The sequence below is a fragment of the Acinetobacter proteolyticus genome (assembly GCF_000367945.1).
Taxonomy (GTDB): Bacteria; Pseudomonadota; Gammaproteobacteria; order Pseudomonadales; family Moraxellaceae; genus Acinetobacter; species Acinetobacter proteolyticus.
Genome location: NZ_KB849179.1, coordinates 982911 through 1007143 on the forward strand (window position 1 = coordinate 982911; position 24233 = coordinate 1007143).

Consider the following 24233-nt stretch of genomic DNA (forward strand, 5'->3'; position numbering starts at 1 on the left):
CTAAAGGCGCGGTAAATTCTTGGTGTGAAAAAGCCCCTAAAGGCTTTTATATTGAGTCAAGTGTTTTCTCTTAAAAACTCTTTAATAAACTGTTTTTGATCATCACTAAAAACATGATTATCTTCGTCCCATCGTGTTTCTAATCTAAAAACAAAGCTATCCATAAAAGCTTTATTTTTATTTGTTGTTAGAAAATGATTAATAGCCGCAGGCAAAAAGAATTTAAAACCTTTCGAATCTAAGAAATTACATGAATCGCCAAAGTAATATAGATATTCATAACTGACGTCTTCCCATGTTTTAATACCTTCTTGCGATCTACTGCGTGTTGAAACGGCCTTTAAAGCTGCATTTGTGTAAAACTCAGGCCATTGAAAGTTATATTTTAGAATTAAATCTTTTGCAGACATATTCAGCGCAGTTAAATAGTTATCATCTATTTCTTCAAAATATCGATAATGTGTATCATAAAAATCGCATTCTAACAATGAGTAAGAGTCGCCCAGATCATAAAGAGGAAATATTTTTTCAAGGGTTTCATTCATTATTAACTCTCATAGAAATTTAAATCAGATACCACTAATTAACTTAACATTATCCAAGGCTTCATTTAATCTTTCATTTTCAACATTAGACTTTGTAGCATAAAGTAAAAATTCCTTTAGTATTAAAACTTGATCTTTACTAAAAAATTGCAATAACGTTGTAACATCCTCATATGTATCAGCCCCAATTAGACGACTGAGCCATGATGTGAAGCTGTTTGAATAAAGTATCTCAGTATCACTTAAAAAGTATTTCATAATAGCAGGTGTGTAGAATAAATATGCCTGAGGTTTTAAATAGCTATAACCTGTAGAGTAACAATTTAGGTATAGAACAGGTATATCTAGAGGGTTGCTAAATCTGTTAGCCATCTTCCTTTTTTCTTTAATTGCTTGAATTGCCTCTTCCTGATCTGCTGAGAGCCAACTACAAGTTTCAAAAAAGCGAACTTCCTGATCTCTCCACTCCTCATCAGTTAAATTATGATCAATTCCTTTTTCATCAAAATACCAATGACTTGTATCAGCATAGTCTTCTTCGGCAAGCGTATAATTATCACCTAAAGTGATATTTTTGAATTTTACCTCTATCTGCTCTAATAAGGTTTCTGCATTTATATGCTCTAACAGTTTAAGCCAATTCGTAGGTAAGAACTGCTCATCTTTTTCTTCTACTACACCTGAATTTTTAATCCTCATATTCTCAGCAATCAAAATCAGTTCTATTGAAGGGTCATTAAAAGTGAAAATGAACTTAAATTTTTCATTTCCAAAATCTTTTACAATACAATCAACAATATAAAACTGCCCACTACTCAGGTCATTTGTAATACTAAATTTATGAATTGATGCCTTTTCAAAAATAACTAATGCCTTCTCTAATGAATACTTTTCATCTTCAAAAGTTGAAAAAATATGAACATAAAGGAGAACATTCAAACTGAATGTCTTCGGATCTACATCCAATAAGAAACCATACAACCTAGCATCGTGTAACTCCCCTAATAATTGATAAATTTTCTTATTCATGGCTTGGACTATTCCCCTTATTTTCAAATAGTTTATTTTACTTTTCAGTTAAAAACTAGAAATTAAGAGGAATAAAAAAACCTCCCATGGAGAGGTTTAACGCGATTAAATTGTATTTCCACAAATATCTTTTGTACCAGTTGGATATACATTCTGCAATTTAGTACGATCAGTAATCAACTCAATAGAAAACTCTTTACCTACAATATTAGAAGTAGATGGAATATTTTGTACCCCTAGGCTAGCAACAAAGTACCCTTCCGTTGGCTTTGTAGAATATGTACCTACATAGCCCAAGTTGCTCCCATTTAATATTACGCCAACTTGTTGTGTCTGCTGATTAATGTAAAAACCCATCCTAACACCATTGCTCAAATCAATATTACTAATTGCACCTTCATTCAAAGTTTGGCTATTTGATCTATCCGTAATCTGCCAAGCTGAAATTATTTGATCTGGTGCAGCAGGAATATTATTTAAATTAGCAATCATATTTATTAATACGTGCTCACCGTTCTTTGTTCCAAAAAAAGCGGCTGGAAATAAAGTAACAATACTATTACCGCTTAAAACAACATTTGGGGCTTTGACAATCATCTCATAAGCAATCAGATTACTTTGATTTAAAGCAATATCACCAACATTTTTGGTCGATTGGCTTATTCTGTTATTTCCAAAGGCACTACTGGCAGCAACATAAAGTTTATTAGTATTGGAAGCCTGAAAAGTCAAAGAAACTTTTTGCCCATTAATGTTTGGAAATTGGACGGCTCCTGATGAAACAGCATCAATCTGTGTTTGGTTTGCATTAAAATTATATGTGCATTCTGCTGCTAATGTGCTCCCTATACTAGCAACACCGATTAATGCTCCCAAAAATATCTTTTTCACTGTGATTGTCCTTCTTCTAATAGAACATTCAGTATAATTAAAACTCTAGAAAACATTGTGAAATCAGATGAATGGATATTAAAAAACCTCCCAAAGGAGGTTAAATGGATTTCAGCTTTTAAATAGTATTACCACAGATGTCTTTGGTACCTGTCGGGTAGGTTTGAGTCAGTTTAGTTGAGTCAGTAATAAGTTCTATAGAATACATATTGCCAATATTTGGAGAAGTAGAATCTATACCGTAATAAGCCATTCCATTAGTAAAAGCTAAGCTTGTAATTTTACTTGGATTAGTAGAAACATATCCTTTATTGACACCATTAAAAATCACACCAACTTGCTTAGTATCCTGATTTACATATATTCCAATATTTTGATAACCATCACTAGTGCTTGTTACAGGTAATTCAATCATACCAGTTGCCCCGTCAACAGTACTACCAACTGCAAACATAACTTTATTAGGGGTAGTGCTGCCTTGTAAATGATTTGCATACAAAGCTACTATCTGACCTTTACCATTACTGTAATAAGCGTCAGCATAGTTTGGATACATAAATATCTGTTCATTGTTGATCAGTAAAATTGTAGGAACTTTAACCTTATATTCGTATGCAAAAATTCCACTTTGCGGCACGTTACTGCCATTGTTTTGCCCAGAAATTGCATTTCCATTGGCTGCAATAAACATCTGTTGGGAGTTTTCCGCAGTTGCTGCTACTGTGAAAGATGTCTTTTGTCCTGAGATAGCGGGGAATTTCTGAAACCCTGCGAAAGCTGTTGTTATTTGAGCTTGTGTCGCATCAAAGTTATAAGTGCAAGCAGCAAATGTACTTGAAATAGAAACGGCACTGATTAAAGTTCCTAATATTATCTTTTTCACATCTTTCACCTTTTTTATAATTGAACGTTCAGTATAAATAATCATTTATAAAATTGTGTGAAATCAGATGAAAACCACCCCAAAGGGTGGCTTTCATTTAATTGAATATAAATTATGAACCGCTATCCACTTCAGCTTGGTAATGGTCTTCCTGCTTTTTACTAAACTCCAGCGAGTCTTGAATCATGCTCTCAGTGATATGGAAAAGCCTAATAAGTTCTTTGAATACGGATTCAGGAACGTTATACACCTTACCCACATGTTCAATGATTCTCTCCTGCTTATTGTGAATTGCGCCAAGCATTGCAGCGACATCCGCTACCTGTTCATATGCCAGTGCATAACCATCGGCAACATCACTTGCGTCATAGGCTTGATTTTTACTTCCTATCTGTACCATACTGTTCATAGTTACATTCCTTATGTAGCAAACTAAAAGCCTCTCTCCGTCGAAAGTAAGGGGCTTTTTTAATGCCTGAAATTTTCATTGTTTTAGTTCCAAACCTGTTAAATGTGGTTGTAACTCTTTCTCGAGTATTTCCAACTCACCTAAGAACTCTGGCTTTTCATCCTGCCAAAAGCGCATGCTTCTTGCTGAATTGCTAACTTCATCCTTTCGTGTATTAAACTTTAAAGAAACAAAGTTGTATCGCTGCATTAGAGACATTCCTCGTTTCATTAGTTCATCTTGAATCCAGTTAAAGGCATTGATATACGCTTCTTTAAATTGGGCAGCCTCCTTACCTGTGAAGCCCATTGCCAAGAATACGAAACCATCTTTAGTCATTTCATAGTATGGTTGTGCTTTACCATTTTGTAACTCATTGATTTTATAGCAAAGCCCAAAATTGCGCTCTGTAAACTCTTTAGAACATTCAAGATTTTGAATAGCTCTTAAAACATGCTTATGCTGTTTCTTAAAAATTTCAGCTACTCGAAAACTAGTTGTAACTGGTACTCCATGATCGAGCATCACTAGTGCATTAAAATCAATTTTCATACCCTTACCTTCTCAATTTCAAATCGCATTTGCTTAACTGCATGATTAATCAAATAATTCACTGGTCTTTCATATTCCTTTCCTATGGCTTTTAACCATTCCAACATTTCTGGTTCAATTCGAAGGTTGTACTGAACTTTTGTATGGTTGCTTTTAATTTGTCTAGACTTAGTTGGAAGCTCCACATTTGACCCCTATTAATCGGGTATGAAAATAATAGTATTGATCGGGTAGTATTGTCAATACCCGAATAATAGATTTACTATCACACTTAATTGGCATCGACCAACACAGGCTTATGCTCCTGATTTTGCATAATTGAGTGATTTGAATATGAGTAAAAATGGTGGACATTTAACTGTCCAATACAATCTTCGATGGTCTGAAGAATTAAGAGATAAAGTTGCTGAAGTAGCTAAAGAAAATACTAGATCAATGAACCAAGAAGTTGTTGCTCGTTTGGAGAAAAGTTTTGAATCGTCTAGTAGCGATATAACCCAGATTCCAACAGAAAATTTGATGATGGAGTTAACTAGCCGCTTTAAAGGGCACTCTGTTGTTGTTATAGATAACCAAGACATAAAAAAAGCACCATGAGGTGCTTTTTTATTTGATTTCTAAACTAAGTGTTTAGTAATTTATCTGTAATGCTATCCAGTGACTCAAAACTTTTAGACAACAAGTATTCGTCCAGATTCTCTATTGAATTCCCTAAAGGATCAAAGAAATCTGTTCCACTTCTGTTTGACTCATTGTAATAACAAAGCTCACCATGAACATCAAACCATGACATTTTTGAGTAATAAGGATCATCCGAAGTTTCATAATTTGAAGAATTAATCTGCTTAAATTCACCACCTTCTAGGCGGTGAAAATCTTGAGTACCTTTACGGGTTTCAGATCGAAAATATTCACGATATGCAACAAGTTCATAATTTTCCCCAACAAATAAACAAGTACTTTGAACACCTTCTTTTGAAAGTTGTATTTCTTCATTTCTTTCAAATAAGAACTTACCATCTTTGTTAAAAAAAGATGTCCTAAAGCAGTTACCTGTCGAATCTGAGAAATACACCCTTTTTATGGGGTCATATTCTGTTGCTTCGTTAATCGTTACTTCAATCATTTCCTTATCCTTTTGGAAGTGGTTGTATTGGAGGTTTCTCCTCAGACCATTTCCTAACATAGGTTGATACAGTGCACCGTTCAATAACGGCTTTAGTTACCAAAGCTTTAAGCTTGCCCTGAACTATATTATTATATTGCTTAATATGACCATCCCATGAGCAATAACTCCAATGGGCATTCTTAGTACTTCTATATAAGTCATGCCGGTCTAATAATAGGTCGTTTTGCTTATCAATTTTATATCCTCGGACAGATGAGGAACATGAACTAATCCAGCTTGATCGGCTAAGATCAACAACCCACTCTTTAAATAATTCCATTCTTCTTTTGGATATGATTTTGAGTATTGAGACTCTTCAACAATTACTACAACTACTCCTGTCATATCTCCACTTAGTTCAACATAATCACAAAGTTCGATCATTTCCCCAGTTTGGTAATTCATAGCTAAGTAGCTCTCTATATAAGTGGTTCAATTTTTTCTAAGCCAGCTTTTTGGCGCCCGATTAGGTAGCAAAAAGCCCCGAAGGGCTTTTATTAAATTAAGTGTTTTCTTTAATAATTCTTTTTAAATGTTCATTTAGAACATCACTATAGCCCTTAAGTTTAACTTCTGAGAAAAATATGTGAAGTTGTTCTTCATACTTGTACTCCTCTCCGTTTGACTTATAAATTTTCAATCCATCTATATCTGGTTCTGAGTAATAAACCAATTCACCACTAGCATTAAACCAATTTTGACGAAGCCCTTCTGATCCACTTAAGTTTTCTGAAAATCGCATTGAGCAAATTTTAACATGATGACCACCTATCACTTGGTATTCATCTTTTCCAATATAAGTATCCGCTGAATCTCTGAGATAATTTATATAAGCAAGAACGTTATATGAACCATCAAATAATGTCTCATTAATTTTTTGCTTTGACTTATTAAACTCTTGCACTTCGTCTAAAACTAATTCATCGTCAAGTAAATACCCTACTCGAAAACAATAATCTTGCTCATCGATGAAGTAAATTGTTTTAATGGGCTGACCAAAAGATGGCTCAATTACATTAAGTTTAATCATTAAGAGTGCATACCTGGTTGAGGTGGTGGAGCTTTAGATTTCCACTCAGTAGCTTTACGAGTCTCATTACAACCCTTATTTCTCGCCTCTTCAATTGTCCAGTTTAAATTGAATTGGGAACTCCTATATTTTCTAACATGCCCCATCCAAGATCCATAATTTATACCATTTTTTATGAATGGCTTAGTTTCAGGATAATATTTATTATACATGTCATACTCATCCTCATACATTTGTCGATATCGTCTTTCAAGCTCTCCAGCTTTGTCATCCATCCTAGTGTAATAAATGTAACACTTATCTCTAGAGTTATACTCCAACTCCTGAACAACTGGCTTAGCCAACTCTTCATCATTAAGAATGTTCTGAGCTGCAAGGTTAGTTGCTACCTGAGCATCTAAACTGCCAGCATCTGCGTTAGAAATGACTTGTTCAGCTACGGTTTCAAGTGGGAGAGTGTTTGCATCTTTTTGAGCATTCGGATCGTAAAGTGGGTTTTTAAGTGTGTAAAGAAACCTACCAGAATCTTCAACATACTCTTTACCAGAATATAAACCGCGAACCCAACAAGTTTTAGTACTTTGATTATAGTAAGCAGATGTAATAGTACTATTAAAATATACACCGACTGCTTTCGAGCAAGCTTGGTCCATTATTACTGCATATAAATTTTTTCTTGCCACATCAACTGTATAAATAGTCTGTACAGTTGGGTCATTCGAATCATTGGAAGGGATTGTATATTTAATCTGGCTATTTTCAGGATCCATCACCCAATCAACTGCACCCAATAATTGCTCTACAGCAATATTTAAAGCAACTCCAGCTGCACCACCTCTTAACACCTCGGCAACTTGTTTGGCGTTTGGTGTAACCAAAGCCGCCGATACTTTAGTGTCCTTAATCGCATCAATTAATGTTGAAGCCCCCATTACAGTTGATTTAGTAACATCCCAACCCTGTAAAGGTGCTAGAGCACTCATCGCCCGCGGTGAAGCTACCAAACTGTAATTTGCTACTACTGGAGCTGCTTCGGCTTTCTGTAATGTATTTGCCTGTGTATTAGTTTGAGTGGTATCGCTTTGGTTATTATCACCACACCCCGTCAAACCCAGCAACATTGCTAATAAAAGTAGTTTTTTCACTTATTCCTCCTTATTTTTCAAATAGTTTATTTTACTTTTCAGTTAAAAACCATAAAGGAGGATAAAATTAATTTAACTCATCACTTCATTCCCTTATCAGCTTCCGCCTTTGCTTTCTTATGCGCTTCATCAAGAAAAAGGTTATCCAGTGTGAAAATGCATTCATTAAAGATGCATCTTTCTACTGGCAAATCATACTGCTCAACATATGAATTGATAGCGGCTATATCTAAGGCCAGAGGGACACATTGCTCGTATCGTCTCGACCGAGCAATGGTGTTATAGGCTGATAGAATAGTATTTGCTGTGAATGAATATTCAGGTGGTTCTATTTCAGGAAGGCCTAAGGCTTTCCTTTGCGCTTTTTCATGGTCCGAGAGCCCAGCATATCGGCTGGAGAACTTGTAGAGGGTTGTGACTTTCCCACAATTTCAACCTTATAGGCATCAGCTTCAGTTTGAATCTGTTCGGCTTCACTTTTAACGAACAGCCAAATTGATAGCCCAACATCACCCATCCCTAAGAGCTTTAAAGCATTATCTGGATCATAACTAGGCTCGCTTCGGATAGATTCTCCTTCAGTATTAGTTTCAAGGAAAACCACACCTTTCCAGTCTTCAATTAAATGACAAGCTGCTGCCTCAAGAACTAGCTCATGATAAAGCTTATCTCCTTGAGCAACACTTCTAACATCAAATCCTTTAGATGTTATTTGATGATTGGCTCGCTCTAAAGCTACCTGATAAGGCTTATAGCCAATTCCACGCACCTTAAATTCTGCAAGAACATTCCCTTTTGTATCTTTATATTCGCGCCACAAACTAACGTCTTTATTGATTTGAATATTGACTTCTAAAGCCATGATCTTCTCCGGATAAAGGCAGCCTTATGCTACCATTTTGCTTAAGGCGCAATAACACGTGTAATCACGGGTGATACACGAACATGGTTGTAGTTAATGTCCATTGTGATGGTGTCATCGCCACCACCATCTGGATGAGGCGCCTCAGCAACTTCTAATTGTGGGAACTGGAAGGCATAACCATTGCCTGCACTGTCTTCAATTGAGAACTCTAAAGGCATCGTGTCACGTGTCTTAATAAAGTCGATATAACCTGCTGATTGTGCCGAGAACATGTATTGAGTGTTAACGGTGATGTCTACAATCTTTTCTAAGTAAGTTGTTGCTGTGAGCTTCTGAGAACCAATACAACGAATCGCTTCCATATTGTTGTTGATGGATAGCTCAAGTGTCTGCATACAAGCGCTGCCGACCACGGTTTCACCATTAACTTTTAAATCACCAACATTCAAAGCGGAAACAAGCACAGCTTCTGGAACTGGTAACGGCGAAGTAACAGGACTTGTTGTAGTTCGCTCAAACACGGTTCCCATTAGGCCAAATGTGGCAGTAATCTTTCCTGTTGTGGCAAGAGATAATGATGCATCATTAACTCGAACACCACGGTAGATAAAGACTTGGTTAATATCTGAGTAGACTTTGACGAATGTAAATGTTTTACGAACATCACCACCAAAGTTAAGAACATCACTGGCCCAGTTATTCATAGCAACAGCTGACCAGAAGTCATCAAACAAACCAACTGATAATTCAACTTCAAGTGAACCTGTAATTTCTGCTTCAGTAGCCATACCTCCCTGACGGAAACGGGTGTCTACAATGCTGTTAGAAGCTTCAGTTGTGACGTTTTCTGTTAAACCGTCTGTAATTCGTCGTATAGTCTTCCATACTGGTGTAGTTGGTAAGACTTCTGGGGTTTGCTCCTCGGCATAAAATAATCTAATACGACTGCCTGAACTCATAATGTTCTCCTTAATTTTCGGGCATAAAAAAGCCCTCGAATTGAGGGCGTTGGATGTGTTATTTAAAAATAAATGTGGCTAGTAAAGTAAGCATGACTAGAAATGCTAAGAACCAGAATGAATTCTTCCAGTATTTAATCTTCTTGGCCATCACATCAATTACATCTGAACTTTTATCCAAAGCTTCTCCGCAATCAAACACCATCTTTCTATAGTCGGAGTTTTGTTTTCTTAAATCCTTAGTACTATGCCAATTCTCAATAAGCATTCTTTGTTGTGATTGCATGCGGATAATTACTTCATCAACTAACCCACTATGGGTCATAGATTGCAATTCCTCGCGGACTTCTAAAAAGTCATCAACTTCCCGCCCATCCATAATTATTCACCTTGCGGCATTACTAAACGCAATTGCCCCCTCACAGAGTTAAATGCTTGAAAGCAACGGCTTACAAAGTCTTGATAGTCATTGGATGAATTAGCAATTGCTTCAACTTTAGTTATTTGCTCTGAAAGCAATTTCTCTCCACCACTTGTGAGCCATTGATGCATTTTTTCACCATCACGTTTACTTGCTCTGATCTCAGCAAGAACCTCTTTTGGCATAATGATTCGATAAACCCACTTATTTGTTAAGTCGCCAAAAATTGCAGGTGATCCACCAATATGATTATTAAACTTTGTGCCTGTAACTTTTGCTAAAGCTTTATAGAAAGAATCTGGGAAACGTTTCTCCCAAGTGGACGCTTCTGGCAAGAGCATCAAACGCATCATATCTTGAACTGAAGGTGGAGCCTGACTAGTTCGAATAAGGTTATCAATTTGCTCATCACACCAAATTGCAAAATCAATATCTAACCATTGAGCAAAACGAACTGCTAGTTTTGGATGCAGCCAAGTTCCGCCATTATTTCCGCGCTTAGTCTTCAAATAAGGGATTTCCCCGTATTTGCGTTCAAGTGCTTCTAAATACTTATTTGTTTCTGGTAAACGCACCCAATCATGGACCCGTTTATTAAATTTACTAGCAGCTTGTGTTGCATTAAACCAACCTTGATTATCAAAAGCTTGATCCTCATCTTCATACTTAATTCTTACAATTGCATTCATTGGTATGCTCCGACTACCCATAAATAAAAGTCACTGGCAAGAAGATGCAATGAGTAGTCGAATGACCATCTTCCTTTCGAACCGTCGCCCTAGCCAGTGGTTGCCTGAGATCAGGCAATAAAAAAGCCCTGCATTGCTGCAAGGCTTATTCTTTCAGTTGAAAAAATGGGTTTTTCTCCATTTTTCCTGTTTTGAAAAAAAGAAAACCTGCCGCTATGGACAGGTTCGTTTAAAAGTAAATCTACTTTATTGGGTGTTTTAGATGCTAAAACCTCTTTTCAATAGCATTAAAAATGCAAAAACCCCGCATATCGCGAGGTCAAATTTAAAGTGGTTTTCTGTTAAGCATAGTCAACACCACTTTAGACAAAATACAGTACAAATGGAGAATAAGTCAATTAACTCTATAATTTAAAATAATATTGTACTGCACAAAATCCTTATCAGTACCCACACGATTTACCTGCCCCTGCAAGCACTCAAGATGACTAGAGGTAAAATATTCAAAATGACCAAGCAAAGCATCACTTAAAACAGTTAAATCTTTCTCTCCTGTATGTGGTCGAGCAAAACACTGGATATTGATAATCCCTGTTCTACGTATGCATGGCGTATCAGTTAAGCCTGAGATGATGCTTGGACCACCAAGAATATTCAGCCGACACCAAACGCCATCCACAGGAACATTAAAATTTGGTGCATTGGGATACTGGATTCTATCTTGAGTAAGGCCTGTAAATAACTGCATCCGTCCGACGATGGCTTGTCTTGCCTGTTCAAGTGTCATTGCCATTTTAGCCACCGTACTTTTGGGAAATAAAGTTAAATGTCGTGCTATATATGCCATGTGGTGCCTGATCTGACCAGCCATTTTCCAAACGCTCAGCATAAGGCTGATTATTCTGTATGTAGACTAGATTGCCCAGCTTAATCCGTACCGCCTGAACTGCAGCATCCTGCACGGCGTTTGTTTCAGGACCACGTTTACCAAAATCACCAGATCCAATAGAAACAATGTGAGATGCACGATATGCACCCGTGTCTACTGGACTGGATACCACTAAAGATTGAATCGTATACATCACAATATTTTTGACATGCGCTTCTGAGTCGCTAACAATCTGTACGGCGAACTCAGTTGGCTTTTTGCCCTTCCATGCCATCCTTCACCTCGCTATATAAATTCCAGATTATAAAAAACCCACTAAAGTGGGTTCGTTGGGATTAAAAATTTATAGCTTTAACTTTACTTTTTAAGGTTGTTAATGTAGCTATTTTCTTATAAGAATCGTCTAGGTTATCGTAAACTTCAGAAAATAAATGTTCTGAAAAATATGGTTTACTTTGCTCATACCTATTAATGCTCTGATTATATTTAAAATGAATGATTAAGTCTCGAATACCATCGGCAGCATTTTTTAGATCAATAAAAGCACTTCTTACTTCTAGGTTTAAGTCTTCACCAGTTTTACTTTGAAATTCATGCTGTGCACGAAAGCTTATAATTTTTCTTTTAACCTCTTCCTCATAGATTTTTAATTGATCTCTATTTTCCATCATTACCATATGCTCTTTCTCGTCAATTTGATTTTTCTGAACTATCCTTTCTAACCTTAATAAAATTGTTAAATATCCCACAATGCTCTCATATATCTGTTGCGCATCATTTTCAATTTTAGATTGATAGTGTTGATCTCTCCAATCACTAAACAAAACAAATGCAGCTACAGGTGCCAAAAATGCAGCCGCAAGAGTTAAAGCATCTTTAATAACATCATATGCCATTGAAGGATTAAACCTATAATTAAAAATTGGATATTCACTTTTTAAGAAAAAAGCAATAACTAAATACCAAAACATACTCCCAAATGTCCAAAAACTAATAGTTTTAATTTTCTTGTTAAGCGTTTTCTTTGCCATATATCCCCCTAATTTAGAAGGATATTAGACCAAGTATTTAAACCTTTCTCAACTGGCATTTCCAGATTGCTTCTGCTGGATCCTGCTGAATATGCATGACTCGAAACTTACCAAGGGGTGTAAACCACACATCATCAATTTTCGGTATCATGGTTACTTCATTCTGCAGAACAACCGCCTTTTTATCTGTGGCCAAGACTCCCAGCGCCTGAATCTCGTATTGATTGTATGAACCAAACAGCACACCACGGCCTGTATAAGTCTGTTTGATCTCTCTATGGGTTTCAGTCAGAGGATCCCAATCAGTTTTGATAATCCGCTCACAGGAAAATGAATGCACAGCATCTGCTAGATCCTCATCAAATGCCTCGGCAATGTCTGCCTGTAGTTCATCACGTAAACCCATTAGATCTTCCTTATAAAGAACACTGAAGAACGTTTAGTGAATGGCTTAATCAGATCCAGAATGTATTGCTCAGTTGCATTCAGCTCTACGAATCCTTCCTGATATTCCTTTTCTGATTCCACCGTATCGGCCTTAACCTTTTTACGTTTTAAGGCCTGTTCCTGACCTTGGTAGAGCTCGCCTTTCATAATGCCCTTAATGATCTCATATGAAGCTGTTTTTAATGCCTTGGGCACTTGAGCCAGATCATCATAAGGTTTCACATTACGGGCGATCAGATAGGTCTCTGCTTTTTGAAGATAATCAGCCTTATCACTGGCAGATAAGGCATCAAAGCCTTGTACATGATCAATCGCTTCCTGTTCAGTGATAAAGCTCATTGCTTATTCCCCTTGCTTCGGCTGAGGAATAAGGGCAATCAATTCAGGCTTAGAAGCTGAGTTCTTAAACTCAATATTAAGATCAGTTAAGTGAGCCTTGATTTGTTCCACCTTCCAGTTTTCATAATCACCTGCTGGTGGACCATCTAAAGGATCAGGTGTTCCCAGACCTTCATTGAGTTCTGCTATACGTGCTGTCATTGCTTCAGGATCATTCATGAATGCAATAAACTCACCTTTTACGCCTGCCAGTTGCTCTTCAAGCTCATTCACTTTTTGTTGTGTCATTTGTCGTTCCCGTGCTCGGTTAAATGATGAAAGTCCCATGAAAGGATCTCCAAAAAGAAAAGGCGGTTAATACCGCCTTTATTTGACCTTATGTTTAAACGCCACAATACGAATCTGCTTTGGATCGTATACGCGCTCCCAGTTACTTGCCGTTGAAAGGCCGCTATTGTTAGGTGCAATGCCCATTGCTCCCGACCATTTAATCCCACGAGGATGCAGAACAAAATGACGGCGGTTAATCAGAATGTCTGAGCCAGCTAAGCTGTCACGATCTGTTTCCACGCCTACTGGCGCTCCAATATCCTGAAAACCAATTGCACCTTGACCAAACAAGAACGAGGTAAATACATCACCATCGACAGGCATACCATCATCGACAATGACACGGCGATCCATAAAGGTTTTATAAAGCACCACACCATCTGCATCACGAACGGTTTCGATCAGACCTTGTTTCGCCAATGCAGCCATCGTTGCCGAATGCATAGCAATTGCAGTCAATTTATCAACCGCATCACCCAACTTATATGAAGCATCGATAAAAGAAACACCATCAATCACTGCAGCAGCACCGGCACCAGCTGAAATATCGTGAGTATTACTGGTCATACTGGCAGAACTGAACACACCTTTAAGCGTATTCACTGTGAAACCTTGGAACTCTCGTGCCCAGTAATCTGCAACCAGATCACCAACGGCACCCAATGGATCATCACCAGACAAAGCCTTGGCAAGGTCATTGGCACCCCAAGCTTTACCACGAGCATGTAAAATCGCAATATCCTGTCCCGCTGCAATGTTATTCACAGTTAAGGCCTGATTATCTGAAAGGACTTCAGATTCACCGTCCAAGTCGTTCCAGAATGGAATATTCACTGTAGAGCCGCCTTGGGTACCGAATGCCACCTCTACATCCAGTTCACCAACAATACCGGACTGCCATAAAGCAGATTTCTTGGTGGTTTTATTTAAAACGTACTGAGTGAATAGCTCAGGTACGATTACATCAGCAATTTTTGTTTCAGCCATGTGGCCTTCTCCTTAAAGTTTAATACCATGTTTTGCAGCAAGCTCTTTGGCTAACTGCGGGTTTTCATTTCGTAATTGCGCGAGTTTGGTTAAGTTCACCGAGCCATCAGCTTTAGTGATGTCGATCTGAGCTTTTGTATTGGTGCTACCTGGTGAACCTGAACCATTTGCTTTTGGCCAGAAATAAGGTTTTTTCTCGCGTAAGGTTTCAACCCATTCCTTAGGTGACAATGGCGTCTTACCATCTTTCCCAATAACAACGTCGCCGTTTGTATCAACTGCGACAGCCTTTCCGTCTTCATCGAGTACAAATTGGGATTGAGCTAGGAATGCGATATCTGCGGTTGCTTCGGGTAAGGCTTCAAGCTCGACAGCAGCTTGTACAATTTGACCTTGAACGACAGATTGCTTGAACTTATTGGCATAGGCTTCGGCCTTATCCGCACGTTCTTTTTCAGCATTCAGTAACTTGTCATGTTGTTCACGCATCTTCTCAGTACGCTTTTGAATGACTTCACCGACTTTGCCTTCAGCAATTAATTTCGCATCTTCATCGAGCTCCAATTGGGCAAACAGCTTTTTGACAATTTCAGGATCAATCCCTTCAAACTGTTTTTGTAGCTTCTGGAGTTCTTGCTTCGCATTCTTGGCGGCATCACGCTCGCTTTGTAATGCAGTCTTCAGACCTTTCGGATCTTCGTAACCATCCAGATCAAGGCGAAACTTCCCGTCTTCCTCGACATATAAGCCACGATGTTCCTCTTTGATTTGGTCCATTGAATCCACAATAAATGGTAATGACATGTTCAAACCTCTCGTTTGATTTGTTGGCCTTTTCTTAAGGCAATAAAAAACCGCCCGAAGGCGGTGTGTAAGTAAATGCGATTATTTCAGCGCTAAAATAATCGCGATAATTATGAGTCCTATGACTAATCCAAAATTGGTAATCGCTTGCATTAGTCCTGCTCGATCGGCACCTTTCTCACTCATTTTTCCATCTACCTTTAATGTGGATATAAAAAACCACCCCGAAAGGTGGCTTTGATTAGATTAAGTATGATTTATGAACCACTATCCACTTCCGCTTGGTAATGATCTTCCTGCTTTTTACTAAACTCTAATGAATCCTGAATCATGCCCTCAGTGATCTGAAAAAGCCTAGTCAGTTCTTTAAATACGGATTCAGGTACGTTATACACCTTACCCACATATTCAATAACTCTCTCTTGCTTACACTGAATTGCCCCAAGCATCGCAGCTACATCTGAAATCTGTTCATAAGCCAGTGCATAACCATCCGCAACATCGCTTGCATCATAGGCTTGATTTTTAATTCCTATCTGTATCATACTGTTCATAGTTACATTCCTTATGTAGCAAACCAAAAGCCCTTTGATTCCGCCAAGTTTCGTGAGGGCTTTTTTATTGCCTGAATTATGCATTGTGATTTCCTAATAGCTTTGAAAGCTTGGTCAGTCCCTTTGGTGTTACTCTCACCTGCTCTGTGATTTTATTTGAGCCATCTCCACGAGTGATTTCAGTTACCTTGTGTTCTAAGTAACCTGACTGTACTTTTTCTTGGTAGCCCAAGTAATGTGCTGAGCCTGTGCGTTTATAAATCCACTGTTTTTGATTCAGCCATAAGATCAGATCTTTTGGTCGCATTTGTAATGCTTTCGCTGTATCTGTTAGGCATAAGCTTCCATCCGCTGTCGCAATACGATCGAAAGCTTCAACTGTTGGCTGCATAACCTCTACCTGCTGTTCAAGCTCAATGACTTTTTCTGAATATGTCAGTAAGGCATTTCGTAAAGCATGTGGGTCTGCCAGTAGTTTCATTGGATCAATTGGTTTAGCAACTTGAGCCTCTAGCTCTTGCCAACGGTCTACTAAGCGAGCTGTAAACTCTGGGCAAAGTTGAGCAACGACAATGATGCTGTCTCGTTTACCTTGTTCACCCGCGAAAATATAGATTTTAGGGATCACTCCATTTGCAGATTTAAGCCCATCCTCAATTTGAGGTTGGGAAATAACCCGTGTATTAACAAGGGATTCTATTGTTCGTTTTACATTGTCAGCTCTTTTATTAACAAGCTCCGCAATATCAATGTGAGTCATGGATTGCGTTTGTATTGGTAAGATAGCATTCATACTTTGGTCTCTTTCGCTGGATTAACCATTAACTCAACGGCCTTATTGATTAGATAATTCATTGAGCGTTCTTCTTGCTGAGATTTTTCTTTCAGCTTCCTATGTAAGTCAGCATCAAGCCGACCTTTGATATATACAAATTCTCTAGATTTCATTTTTGCTCCATATGCCACATTTTGTGGCATTTAATTAATATAGCCACACTTTGTGGTAATGTAAATAAGTTAACTAAAATATTTGCCACATTTTGTGGCTTTCGAGGTCATTCATGAGTAACCAAGCTGATCACACCATCGTTCGATTACGTGTTCCGCCTGATTTAAAAGAAAAAATTGAAAAATCTGCTGAAGAAAATAATCGTTCACAAAGTGCTGAAATGGTTGACCGACTTGAAAAATCATTTAGCAACCCATTAGCTAAAGAAGATCCTAAAAAAATGCTTGAAAGACTTGATACAGTTATTGGAATTATGGAAGCTCAAGATCAAACTATTAAAGCCCAAAGTGAAACGATATTAATTCTAAAATCAATGTTAGATGACTTACAAAGCTCAACAACTCAAGCTGTTGAGTTACTCAAGAAAAAAACACCATAAGGTGCTCAAAAAATTTATATAAAAGTTTATGCTGGTTCAGGTTCGCCTTTATCATCATCATTTTTTTTCTTTTTTATTGATGAGATTTGTAGAGAATGATTTACTTTATAAAAATCTGACGAAGATAATTTCATTAACTCTTGTGTCGGTAGTGTAGCAGTAATCATGTCCTGTAATGGTGTCAATGACTTCATGATTTCTTGCAATGGTATCGATGACTTCATGAGTTCCTGCAACGGTAACAATGACTTTATATGGTCTTGTAAGTGAGATGATAGCTTTATTGAATCAATTTTATCTTGGAATGCTTCTCTAGCAATTTCATAATCTTCCAATGAAATAAAATGATCTTCTTTTTCTGCCTGATCTCTTTGTTCTTGTGCTTGTTTAAGTAAATTGTAAGCAGCTTCGATTTCTTTGAGCTCAGCTTTATCTTTAAATAGTTGATCTATTTCTTTCTCTAATTCATTGATTTTTAATTGATGTAATTCAGCAGATAACTTTCTGTTTTTTTCCAAAAAATTGTTTATTTTAATTAATTCGCGGAGTGAATTGACGAAACTGCCCATTTCATCAGCACTGCCTGCAATCCTGTTAAAAATATTAAGAAATTCCTGCAAATAAGGATTATCTGAAAAGCTTGGATAGCGTACCTTATGATCTATCTCACTCCACCCTTCTTCAAAAATAGTTCTCGTTTGAATCTCACAATAAACCTGTTGCCCATCTATTTTTGTAGCTGGAACAATATAATGAATTGACCTGTAACCTTTATCATGTTCCTCTGTTTTACAGTCTGTGTAATCTTTATATTTTGTTAAGTCATCTCCATTACGATAAAAAATAACAACATCTTCATGTTGTTCCCATTTAGCTAAGATATGGTTATGTACAATTTCCCAGTCATTCTTGAATAAGTAAATCGCTCTTACTCCAACCAAGTCTGAAATAATACTTTTATAATTATCTTTTGATATTGAATTGTATTTCTCAGATACTGTCGTGGCTTCCCACTTACGAATAATTTTCTCAACTAAATGACTAGTATCTTTAATACGGGAACGAACTGTATGGACCCCCTTACAGCGTTGTAACTTATTCGCAATATAACTAGCTTCATCTAATAGATCATTTTTATGATTTTCATAGTCTTGAGCTATTTGAATAAGAATCTCAGCATCTCTTTCTAGTTTTTCGAATCGCTCTGATTTAATCCCCATATCTATTAAAAAATTTTTATGTTCTTCAGATAAGTCCATTTATTAATCCAAAAATTTGTAACTATAGATAAATATTGCATATTTCAATAATAGTTATCAAGGTGATTTTGCTGTTGAAAACTTTATAAAACACTCTTTCAAGTGGTCTTATATAACAATTGATGTAGCCTTTTAAAAAGTATTCCTATTATTAGCTACTTCATCAAGAAGTTCCGATGTCCGTCTAGTGTTCTGTTGAATTTTAAAAATTACGACCCAAAATTCCGACATAACGCGGACAAGGATTGAACCAAAAACCAGAATAAGAATACCAATAAATATACTTTGGCCGCCTGCTACCTCATGTGAAGCTATATTTGTCCCTGATCCAGAATTAAGAATAAATGCCAAGCCTACTATCCAAACCGACAAAAGCATTAGCCAGTACATAACTGTAATTATTTTTGTAGACAAAACAGCATCTAAGAAAAAAATATTTTTCATTTCCACCCCTATTAATAATATTATGATCGCAAAACAATCCAACTATATGGAATCTAAAATGAAAAAACTACTTCTAATCACTTTTTATTTAATTGGGGCTAACGCTTGGGCTGGGGACTGTAGCAAGACAAGTAATTCATTTGAAATAGAACAATGTATGGCTGAAAGTGTTAAATCACTAAAAGCAAAGTTAAATAAAACTTACAACAAGGTTTACACACAAACTGAAGCAAAACCTCAACTCGATGCCGCTCAAAAAGCATGGATAACTTATCGTGATTTACAATGTGCGGATTTTGTTGACGCTGACTCTAATCATAGTCCAGCATCGAATTCTATTTCATTAGCCTGCCAAACAGACTTAATTAGCCAAAGAATTGACTATTTAAAATCTCTACAAGAATAAACAGCACGTACTATAGCTATTATCAAAGGTGTAAGCCATTGAAATTCCCTTAGGGATTGTTTTTCAATGGTTACGCCTTAGTGTTTATTATTCGAGATAGACCGACAAATCTATGCGCCAGAATCATCATTTCTATTTAAGATATTAATCAGATTCCAGCGTTCTAATCGTAACACTGGTAAATACATACTTATCTGGTCGATCGATCTCAGACACATCAGTAAAGTTCAGGTAAATATCACGAATATTTACCCCTGTTTCAATCTCAAACTTATTGACTAACTCTGCAATCTGATTGGTCAAAGCCTTTTCTAGCTCTTCCTTTCGCGAACAACATTCGGCTATTGATACCTTTAACATAGTAAGTACCTCTACGTTTGTTAAATTCCAAGCTCCTTAAATTTTAGCTCATCTAGCTTTCTAAGATGTTCTAGTGTGTAAAGCTGGCCATCAGGATCAAAGAACTTGTCAAAATCGAATTTACCCTCTTTATAGAGCTTGTACCGTTTCGGGCCTAACCACTCTTTCTGAAAGAAATCATCAGTCTTCTTAAAAAACGCTTTGAAAGTTGTGTTTGCATCTATCTGGCCGATCAGTTGCTCGCGTTCATCTTTAGGTATGTCTTTTACTCGACGCTCATCCATCACGAATGGACGTTGGCCAACCAACAGACCATCTTTATCGACGGGTACTAAAATACTCCGACAATTAGGATGCAACGGCGGTACACGCTTTGCAGGATCATTGATCGCCCATACCGTACCATCTAGAGACGCACAAAGTTTTGATGTTCTCCCATCCAAGGTAGCAACCAGTTTCACATATTCAAAACCGAGCTGAGTAAAACTATCTTGGTAAGCTTGATTCGCTACATGGCTGCGTACAGTTCTCACCGTCCGATCGATATCAGATTTGTTTGTATTTAGTAGCCCATCCTCATAATTCTGACGTTTGGTACCACGGATGCGCTGAATGATTTCCTGATTGGTCTTGCCACTGCTGATGCCATCTCGAATTGCATATTCAACCTTTTGCCGAACACTTTCAGCAATCTTAGACAGTAGATCATCTACCAAAGCCCCACCAATTAACGGCGTTTTCTTGGCTGAAGAATAAAGCTTATTCCCGTTTGGCTTTTTGATCTTACCGCCGTAAAGCTTAGCAGTGTAAGTCGCTTCATAAACCGCCAAAGCTGTAGCAGAAACGGCAAATGCTTCTGGTAAAGATGAACTTAAACTGGCAAACCATTGTGAAATAAGATCTCGAATCTCTTTAAGATTGGTTGTGGTATATAGCCCACCCGCTAAAGCCACCTTCTCAGCATCATTTAATTCATCCAGCAGATCTCGAAGCTTTGAAAGCATCGCATCTGATTCTGAATTAAATAACCTGGTTAATTCATTCACCGATTGAGATGAGACTCGATATAAATATGCCTGGTGCTGAGTGAGTACCTCAATCAATTTTTTTTGATTGTTTGAAGCCATTTAGCCCCCTTATAACGGCAGACTGTTTCGCTCATCCTCAACTCGGTCAAGTTCCTCTTCGTATTCATGCGTTGGAAGCTTGCCAGTAGCGATATATTCCCAATAGGTTTTAAATGAATTTTTGCCTGCAAGCGCACCTTCATATAGTTGCTTGGCCAAGTTGATATCGTATTGCTGGACAATAAAGTCTGGTTCAACCGTAAAAGCATATTTAGATGGATCTAGCTTGAGCCACTGAGCCGCATATTTAATGGCTTGCTCAATGGCCTCTGCTGCACACATTACGATGCTGTGTAAGCTTGCATGCTGATCATCCTGACGTGCACGGCGGGCTTCACCAGATTCCTGAGTATTGGTATCAATGACTTTAGCCCCTGCTTCCAATGCAGAGTTTTTCTGGGCATCCATTTCCTTTTTGGTCATATCAATCCCATCACCAGAGATTTCAAGATAGCCACAAGTCGAATCCTTAGGTAAATCCCATACGGCCATTACGCCAGTCACACTGATATCCGAATCATCATCCAAACCACTAATCCATGGCTGGGGATGCGCTGTATGGTGTAAAGACTGGAAATAATCAGCACTCAACTGGTAATACTTCAGTGCAGCTTTAGCCATTGTCAGTAATGGTACCGAACCCACATCAGGTGAATTGTCAGTGGTACCGCAGAAGACAAACGGGGTAAAAGAAAGTCGGTTACCACCTAGATCAGGCGTCTTATCTTCTGGTATTGCTCCATCAAATAAGCGTACAGTTAAAGCGCCGTCTTGCATGGACAGGACCCGGTGCACAGTTTTAGTTTCATGACCAAACTCATCGTTGCTGTTATCAAACTGCTCCTCGAGCACCAGAAGCTTTAGATCTTTACGGCCGCCGATGCTGTTCTCCTTCCAGTTGATAATTGACAGCGCATCGTACAAAGCAAAGTATGGGACACCGTCAGCATCTACATCTACCAATAAGCCACAGCGCCCGTATTCAAGCAGTTCTAGGGAAATTCGAATAAAAAGTTGTTTAAGCCCAAATCCATCATTGGTGGCGTTATTAATCAAACCAGTGAGAAGATTACTTTCTATCACAATGTCCGGCTCAAGCTTTGATACCAAGCCAATCATGGTATGTAATGAATCCTGAATCCATAACGGATACTGGGCACGATTCACATAGGCTTTATAGATCTCACCTGCAGTATCTCCCTGCTTCTCAGCTTCAATCATTCCTGCTGATTTAGGCAAATACCGAACAGCAGCTTGCTTAATTTCTTCTTCACCAGCAACAGCATCGCGCATCAACTGCCAGCTTTTTTGTGCAGCAATATACTGCGGATGTTTATCAGTCACTGCCATAAAAACACCATAAAAAAAGCACCTTTAAAGGTGTGTTGGTTAAGCCATTCCTCGGATCCTGCGCATTCCCACAGATTTTTTGTCAATTGGGAATAAATAAGCGATTGGATAGGTTCCTGCATCATTCATGTGGTCAAAGCCCGACTTCTTATCTGGCTGGCCATAATCATCATAGATCTGACGTTCCAGACATTTAGCGAAGTGCGGGCACTTAGAAACATTCACGAATAATCGACGCTCAGACAAGGTATTGCAAAGCATGCCATTCATTGAATTGATTCGATCCTTCACAGCTGGGTTTCTGCTGTTGACGTGGACCTTAAATCCAGCCTTTCTGAGTAGTGCCAGATCCGTTTCACTGGCATTGCTCGACTTACGATTCTCACCTGAGGCATCCGGATAAACACCCACCTCATGATCAGGATAGCGTTCCTGTATTGCCTCAATCATTGCTGGGGTATCAAACAGATTTACAAACTCATCAACCGCATGCATCTGCTCACCACGGCGCACATAGACCACAGCTGCCATCTTAGTGACGTTAAAGTCCATCCCGATGTGCAGTACTTCATTCGGCTTAACCGTCTCACTCGATGCGCTTAGCGTTCGATTAAAGCAATAGAAGATAACGCCCTGATAACTTTCAAAGCTTGCCTCGTATTCCTGACTGAATGTCTTAGGATCCATTTTGCGTTTAGCAACAATGATCTCGGATTCAGGGATATTCCCACCTTGAAGTGAGGTATATGAAAAGCTTCTACAATCAGGCTCATGTCCAGGCTGGCCATCCATGAATGTGTCATAGCAATGATTAAAGCCTTTCGGCGTCCCGATCCTTAATACATGTCCTCCGACACGTTGTTCGCCGTTGATCATATATTTACAGGTTGAAAGCATCAGGCGAAGTACTTCTTCCCATGCCGCCCACTTACAGTCAGCCCATTCATCAATAATTAAGAAGAATAAGCCAGAACCACGTAGATCATCATAGTTGTCCAGACCAACCACACGGATAACATGCCCACTTCTTAAAGTAATTGAACATTCGGTTTCATTGGGCTTGCCTGCACGCCATGATGCAGGAACCGCCTGTTTTAATCGTTTCCAGAAAACCCGCTTGGCTTGCTTGAATGTAGGTGCTGCATACCAGATCTCATCTTCAACTGATACTTTCCATTGTGCTGCCAGTCTTGCTGCCCTGCGCATCTCTGCTTTGGCCAAGAATGTTTTACCAAAACGGCGGCCACAGACCGCATCACGAAACCGCGCTTCTTTTTGCCAGCCCCATAAATAGATATTGGCTTGCTTAGGCGTTAACTGAACTGAACCTTCAGGAGGATTAAAGAATTGGCTCATCTGGTATCTCCTCATCAGGATTCAGAACAATTTTGTAGTCTTCATCAGGTGGACGATGCTCTGGTGGATTCACTTCACGCTGCAGCTTCTGAAGTTCTAACTTTTTTATCTCAAGTTCTACATCGGCTTTGGTCTGAGCTTTTTCAACGCTGTTGGCAGTTGGTGATTCCTGACGATTGGTAAACAACCCACCCATTTCTTTTGCTGCTTGTTCCGCCCATTTAGGGGTTAATACCGGGTTATCGGGGAATTTCTCTACGAGCTGTTGTAATAGCTGTAAACGGTAACGTTTATTAGCTATCGGGATTGCTTCAAGTTCATCATTGGCCAAACGGCGATATTCAAAAAACTTATCTCGTAATTCCTGGCTTAGGTCTTGCCCTGTTCTTTTGGTGGGATCATATGCTTCACACTGTTGAGGGCTAACCTCAATATTGAAAATATCTTTAACTGATTTGGATGTTTGGGTAGGAGTTTCAAACTCGGCAAGCATCCTAACGATGAACAGTTTCACCTTTTTGGTAATACGTGCCATTT

General features: G+C 38.3%; 35 protein-coding genes. 3 read left to right on the forward strand and 32 right to left on the reverse strand.

The window, feature by feature from the left end:
* Positions 1-56: 56 nt before the first annotated feature.
* The 6 genes from F993_RS12250 to F993_RS12230 form a co-directional block, all read right to left on the reverse strand.
* The gene (locus F993_RS12250; protein ID WP_004653628.1) at positions 57-545 is read right to left on the reverse strand and encodes a DUF6714 family protein; all 489 of its coding nucleotides are present in this window, start codon (positions 543-545) and stop codon (positions 57-59) included.
* 24 nt (positions 546-569) lie between these two features.
* Entirely contained in the window at positions 570-1574 is a 1005-nt protein-coding gene (locus tag F993_RS20050) for a hypothetical protein (RefSeq protein WP_004653629.1), read from the reverse strand.
* Positions 1575-1679: 105 nt separating this feature from the next.
* A complete protein-coding gene (locus tag F993_RS12245; protein WP_004653630.1) occupies positions 1680-2465 on the reverse strand; it encodes a DUF4882 family protein in 786 nt (261 codons plus the stop codon).
* A gap of 118 nt (positions 2466-2583) precedes the next feature.
* Positions 2584-3393, reverse strand: a complete 810-nt coding sequence (locus F993_RS12240) for a DUF4882 family protein (protein ID WP_004653631.1) — start codon at positions 3391-3393, stop codon at positions 2584-2586.
* A 67-nt stretch (positions 3394-3460) separates the two neighbouring features.
* Positions 3461-3757 carry a hypothetical protein gene (locus F993_RS12235; protein ID WP_004653632.1) on the reverse strand — a complete coding sequence of 99 codons (297 nt, stop codon included), beginning with the start codon at positions 3755-3757 and terminating at the stop codon, positions 3461-3463.
* Between the two features lie 75 nt (positions 3758-3832).
* A complete protein-coding gene (locus F993_RS12230) occupies positions 3833-4348 on the reverse strand; it encodes a Rha family transcriptional regulator (RefSeq protein ID WP_004653634.1) in 516 nt (171 codons plus the stop codon).
* 333 nt (positions 4349-4681) lie between these two features.
* Here F993_RS12230 and F993_RS12225 point away from each other — a divergent pair, with 333 nt between their 5' ends.
* Positions 4682-4945 (forward strand): Arc family DNA-binding protein, encoded by a 264-nt coding sequence (locus tag F993_RS12225; protein ID WP_004653635.1) that lies wholly within the window; start codon positions 4682-4684, stop codon positions 4943-4945.
* A 25-nt stretch (positions 4946-4970) separates the two neighbouring features.
* Here the strand turns inward: F993_RS12225 and F993_RS12220 are convergent, their stop codons facing one another.
* From F993_RS12220 to F993_RS20330, 19 genes are all read right to left on the reverse strand, one after another.
* A complete protein-coding gene (locus F993_RS12220; RefSeq protein ID WP_004653636.1) occupies positions 4971-5474 on the reverse strand; it encodes a hypothetical protein in 504 nt (167 codons plus the stop codon).
* 210 nt (positions 5475-5684) lie between these two features.
* Complete coding sequence (locus F993_RS12215) at positions 5685-5921, reverse strand: hypothetical protein (RefSeq protein WP_004653638.1); 237 nt, start codon at positions 5919-5921, stop codon at positions 5685-5687.
* Between the two features lie 97 nt (positions 5922-6018).
* The gene (locus tag F993_RS12210; protein WP_004653639.1) at positions 6019-6546 is read right to left on the reverse strand and encodes a hypothetical protein; all 528 of its coding nucleotides are present in this window, start codon (positions 6544-6546) and stop codon (positions 6019-6021) included.
* The gene (locus F993_RS12205; RefSeq protein WP_004653640.1) at positions 6546-7691 is read right to left on the reverse strand and encodes a hypothetical protein; all 1146 of its coding nucleotides are present in this window, start codon (positions 7689-7691) and stop codon (positions 6546-6548) included. The genes F993_RS12210 and F993_RS12205 overlap by 1 nt, the downstream gene beginning before the upstream one ends.
* A 343-nt stretch (positions 7692-8034) precedes the next feature.
* Positions 8035-8553 carry a hypothetical protein gene (locus F993_RS12200; RefSeq protein ID WP_004653641.1) on the reverse strand — a complete coding sequence of 173 codons (519 nt, stop codon included), beginning with the start codon at positions 8551-8553 and terminating at the stop codon, positions 8035-8037.
* Between the two features lie 41 nt (positions 8554-8594).
* Positions 8595-9515: a phage tail tube protein gene (locus F993_RS12195; protein WP_004653643.1), complete on the reverse strand. Its 921-nt coding sequence runs from the start codon at positions 9513-9515 to the stop codon at positions 8595-8597.
* A gap of 58 nt (positions 9516-9573) precedes the next feature.
* Positions 9574-9894, reverse strand: a complete 321-nt coding sequence (locus tag F993_RS12190) for a hypothetical protein (protein ID WP_004653644.1) — start codon at positions 9892-9894, stop codon at positions 9574-9576.
* Between the two features lie 2 nt (positions 9895-9896).
* Positions 9897-10625 (reverse strand): KilA-N domain-containing protein, encoded by a 729-nt coding sequence (locus F993_RS12185; RefSeq protein WP_004653645.1) that lies wholly within the window; start codon positions 10623-10625, stop codon positions 9897-9899.
* A 394-nt stretch (positions 10626-11019) separates the two neighbouring features.
* Positions 11020-11463, reverse strand: a complete 444-nt coding sequence (locus tag F993_RS12180) for a hypothetical protein (protein ID WP_171066039.1) — start codon at positions 11461-11463, stop codon at positions 11020-11022.
* A complete protein-coding gene (locus F993_RS12175) occupies positions 11420-11788 on the reverse strand; it encodes a hypothetical protein (RefSeq protein ID WP_004653647.1) in 369 nt (122 codons plus the stop codon). The genes F993_RS12180 and F993_RS12175 overlap by 44 nt, the downstream gene beginning before the upstream one ends.
* Positions 11789-11849: 61 nt before the next feature.
* Positions 11850-12545, reverse strand: coding sequence for a hypothetical protein (locus F993_RS20700; protein ID WP_004653648.1), 696 nt, complete (start codon positions 12543-12545; stop codon positions 11850-11852).
* Between the two features lie 37 nt (positions 12546-12582).
* Positions 12583-12951 (reverse strand): hypothetical protein, encoded by a 369-nt coding sequence (locus F993_RS12165; protein WP_004653649.1) that lies wholly within the window; start codon positions 12949-12951, stop codon positions 12583-12585.
* Positions 12951-13331: a hypothetical protein gene (locus tag F993_RS12160; protein ID WP_004653650.1), complete on the reverse strand. Its 381-nt coding sequence runs from the start codon at positions 13329-13331 to the stop codon at positions 12951-12953. Before F993_RS12160 ends, F993_RS12165 begins: the two co-directional genes overlap by 1 nt.
* Positions 13332-13334: 3 nt before the next feature.
* Positions 13335-13658, reverse strand: a complete 324-nt coding sequence (locus tag F993_RS12155; protein WP_004653651.1) for a hypothetical protein — start codon at positions 13656-13658, stop codon at positions 13335-13337.
* 39 nt (positions 13659-13697) lie between these two features.
* The gene (locus F993_RS12150) at positions 13698-14648 is read right to left on the reverse strand and encodes a major capsid protein (RefSeq protein ID WP_004653652.1); all 951 of its coding nucleotides are present in this window, start codon (positions 14646-14648) and stop codon (positions 13698-13700) included.
* Between the two features lie 12 nt (positions 14649-14660).
* Positions 14661-15452, reverse strand: coding sequence for a hypothetical protein (locus F993_RS12145; protein ID WP_004653653.1), 792 nt, complete (start codon positions 15450-15452; stop codon positions 14661-14663).
* 257 nt (positions 15453-15709) lie between these two features.
* The gene (locus F993_RS0119645) at positions 15710-16006 is read right to left on the reverse strand and encodes a hypothetical protein (RefSeq protein WP_032812694.1); all 297 of its coding nucleotides are present in this window, start codon (positions 16004-16006) and stop codon (positions 15710-15712) included.
* Positions 16007-16082: 76 nt separating this feature from the next.
* Positions 16083-16799, reverse strand: coding sequence for a phage antirepressor KilAC domain-containing protein (locus F993_RS12140; protein WP_004653657.1), 717 nt, complete (start codon positions 16797-16799; stop codon positions 16083-16085).
* Positions 16796-16954, reverse strand: a complete 159-nt coding sequence (locus tag F993_RS20330; RefSeq protein ID WP_004653658.1) for a ribbon-helix-helix domain-containing protein — start codon at positions 16952-16954, stop codon at positions 16796-16798. Before F993_RS20330 ends, F993_RS12140 begins: the two co-directional genes overlap by 4 nt.
* A 113-nt stretch (positions 16955-17067) precedes the next feature.
* Between F993_RS20330 and F993_RS12135 the strand changes: the two genes are divergently transcribed.
* Positions 17068-17394, forward strand: coding sequence for an Arc family DNA-binding protein (locus F993_RS12135; protein ID WP_004653659.1), 327 nt, complete (start codon positions 17068-17070; stop codon positions 17392-17394).
* 26 nt (positions 17395-17420) lie between these two features.
* On the opposite strand, the gene F993_RS12130 is transcribed toward F993_RS12135, so the two are convergent.
* Together F993_RS12130 and F993_RS12125 are read right to left on the reverse strand one after the other, a co-directional pair.
* Entirely contained in the window at positions 17421-18653 is a 1233-nt protein-coding gene (locus F993_RS12130) for a hypothetical protein (protein WP_004653660.1), read from the reverse strand.
* Between the two features lie 132 nt (positions 18654-18785).
* Positions 18786-19097, reverse strand: coding sequence for a DUF4282 domain-containing protein (locus tag F993_RS12125; RefSeq protein WP_004653661.1), 312 nt, complete (start codon positions 19095-19097; stop codon positions 18786-18788).
* A gap of 58 nt (positions 19098-19155) precedes the next feature.
* On the opposite strand from F993_RS12125, the gene F993_RS12120 reads away from it, so the two are divergent.
* Complete coding sequence (locus F993_RS12120) at positions 19156-19503, forward strand: lysozyme inhibitor LprI family protein (RefSeq protein WP_004653662.1); 348 nt, start codon at positions 19156-19158, stop codon at positions 19501-19503.
* A 144-nt stretch (positions 19504-19647) separates the two neighbouring features.
* Here F993_RS12120 and F993_RS12115 read toward each other — a convergent pair whose 3' ends face one another.
* Genes F993_RS12115 through F993_RS12095 form a run of 5 tightly spaced genes read right to left on the reverse strand, consistent with a single transcriptional unit; the run spans position 19648 to position 24231 of the window.
* Positions 19648-19863, reverse strand: a complete 216-nt coding sequence (locus tag F993_RS12115) for a hypothetical protein (RefSeq protein ID WP_004653663.1) — start codon at positions 19861-19863, stop codon at positions 19648-19650.
* 20 nt (positions 19864-19883) lie between these two features.
* Positions 19884-20990, reverse strand: coding sequence for a minor capsid protein (locus F993_RS12110; protein ID WP_004653664.1), 1107 nt, complete (start codon positions 20988-20990; stop codon positions 19884-19886).
* 9 nt (positions 20991-20999) lie between these two features.
* Positions 21000-22340, reverse strand: coding sequence for a DUF4055 domain-containing protein (locus F993_RS12105; protein WP_004653665.1), 1341 nt, complete (start codon positions 22338-22340; stop codon positions 21000-21002).
* 39 nt (positions 22341-22379) lie between these two features.
* Positions 22380-23696, reverse strand: a complete 1317-nt coding sequence (locus F993_RS12100; protein WP_004653666.1) for a phage terminase large subunit family protein — start codon at positions 23694-23696, stop codon at positions 22380-22382.
* Positions 23680-24231 carry a DUF2280 domain-containing protein gene (locus F993_RS12095; RefSeq protein WP_004653667.1) on the reverse strand — a complete coding sequence of 184 codons (552 nt, stop codon included), beginning with the start codon at positions 24229-24231 and terminating at the stop codon, positions 23680-23682. Before F993_RS12095 ends, F993_RS12100 begins: the two co-directional genes overlap by 17 nt.
* Between the last annotated feature and the right edge of the window lie 2 nt (positions 24232-24233).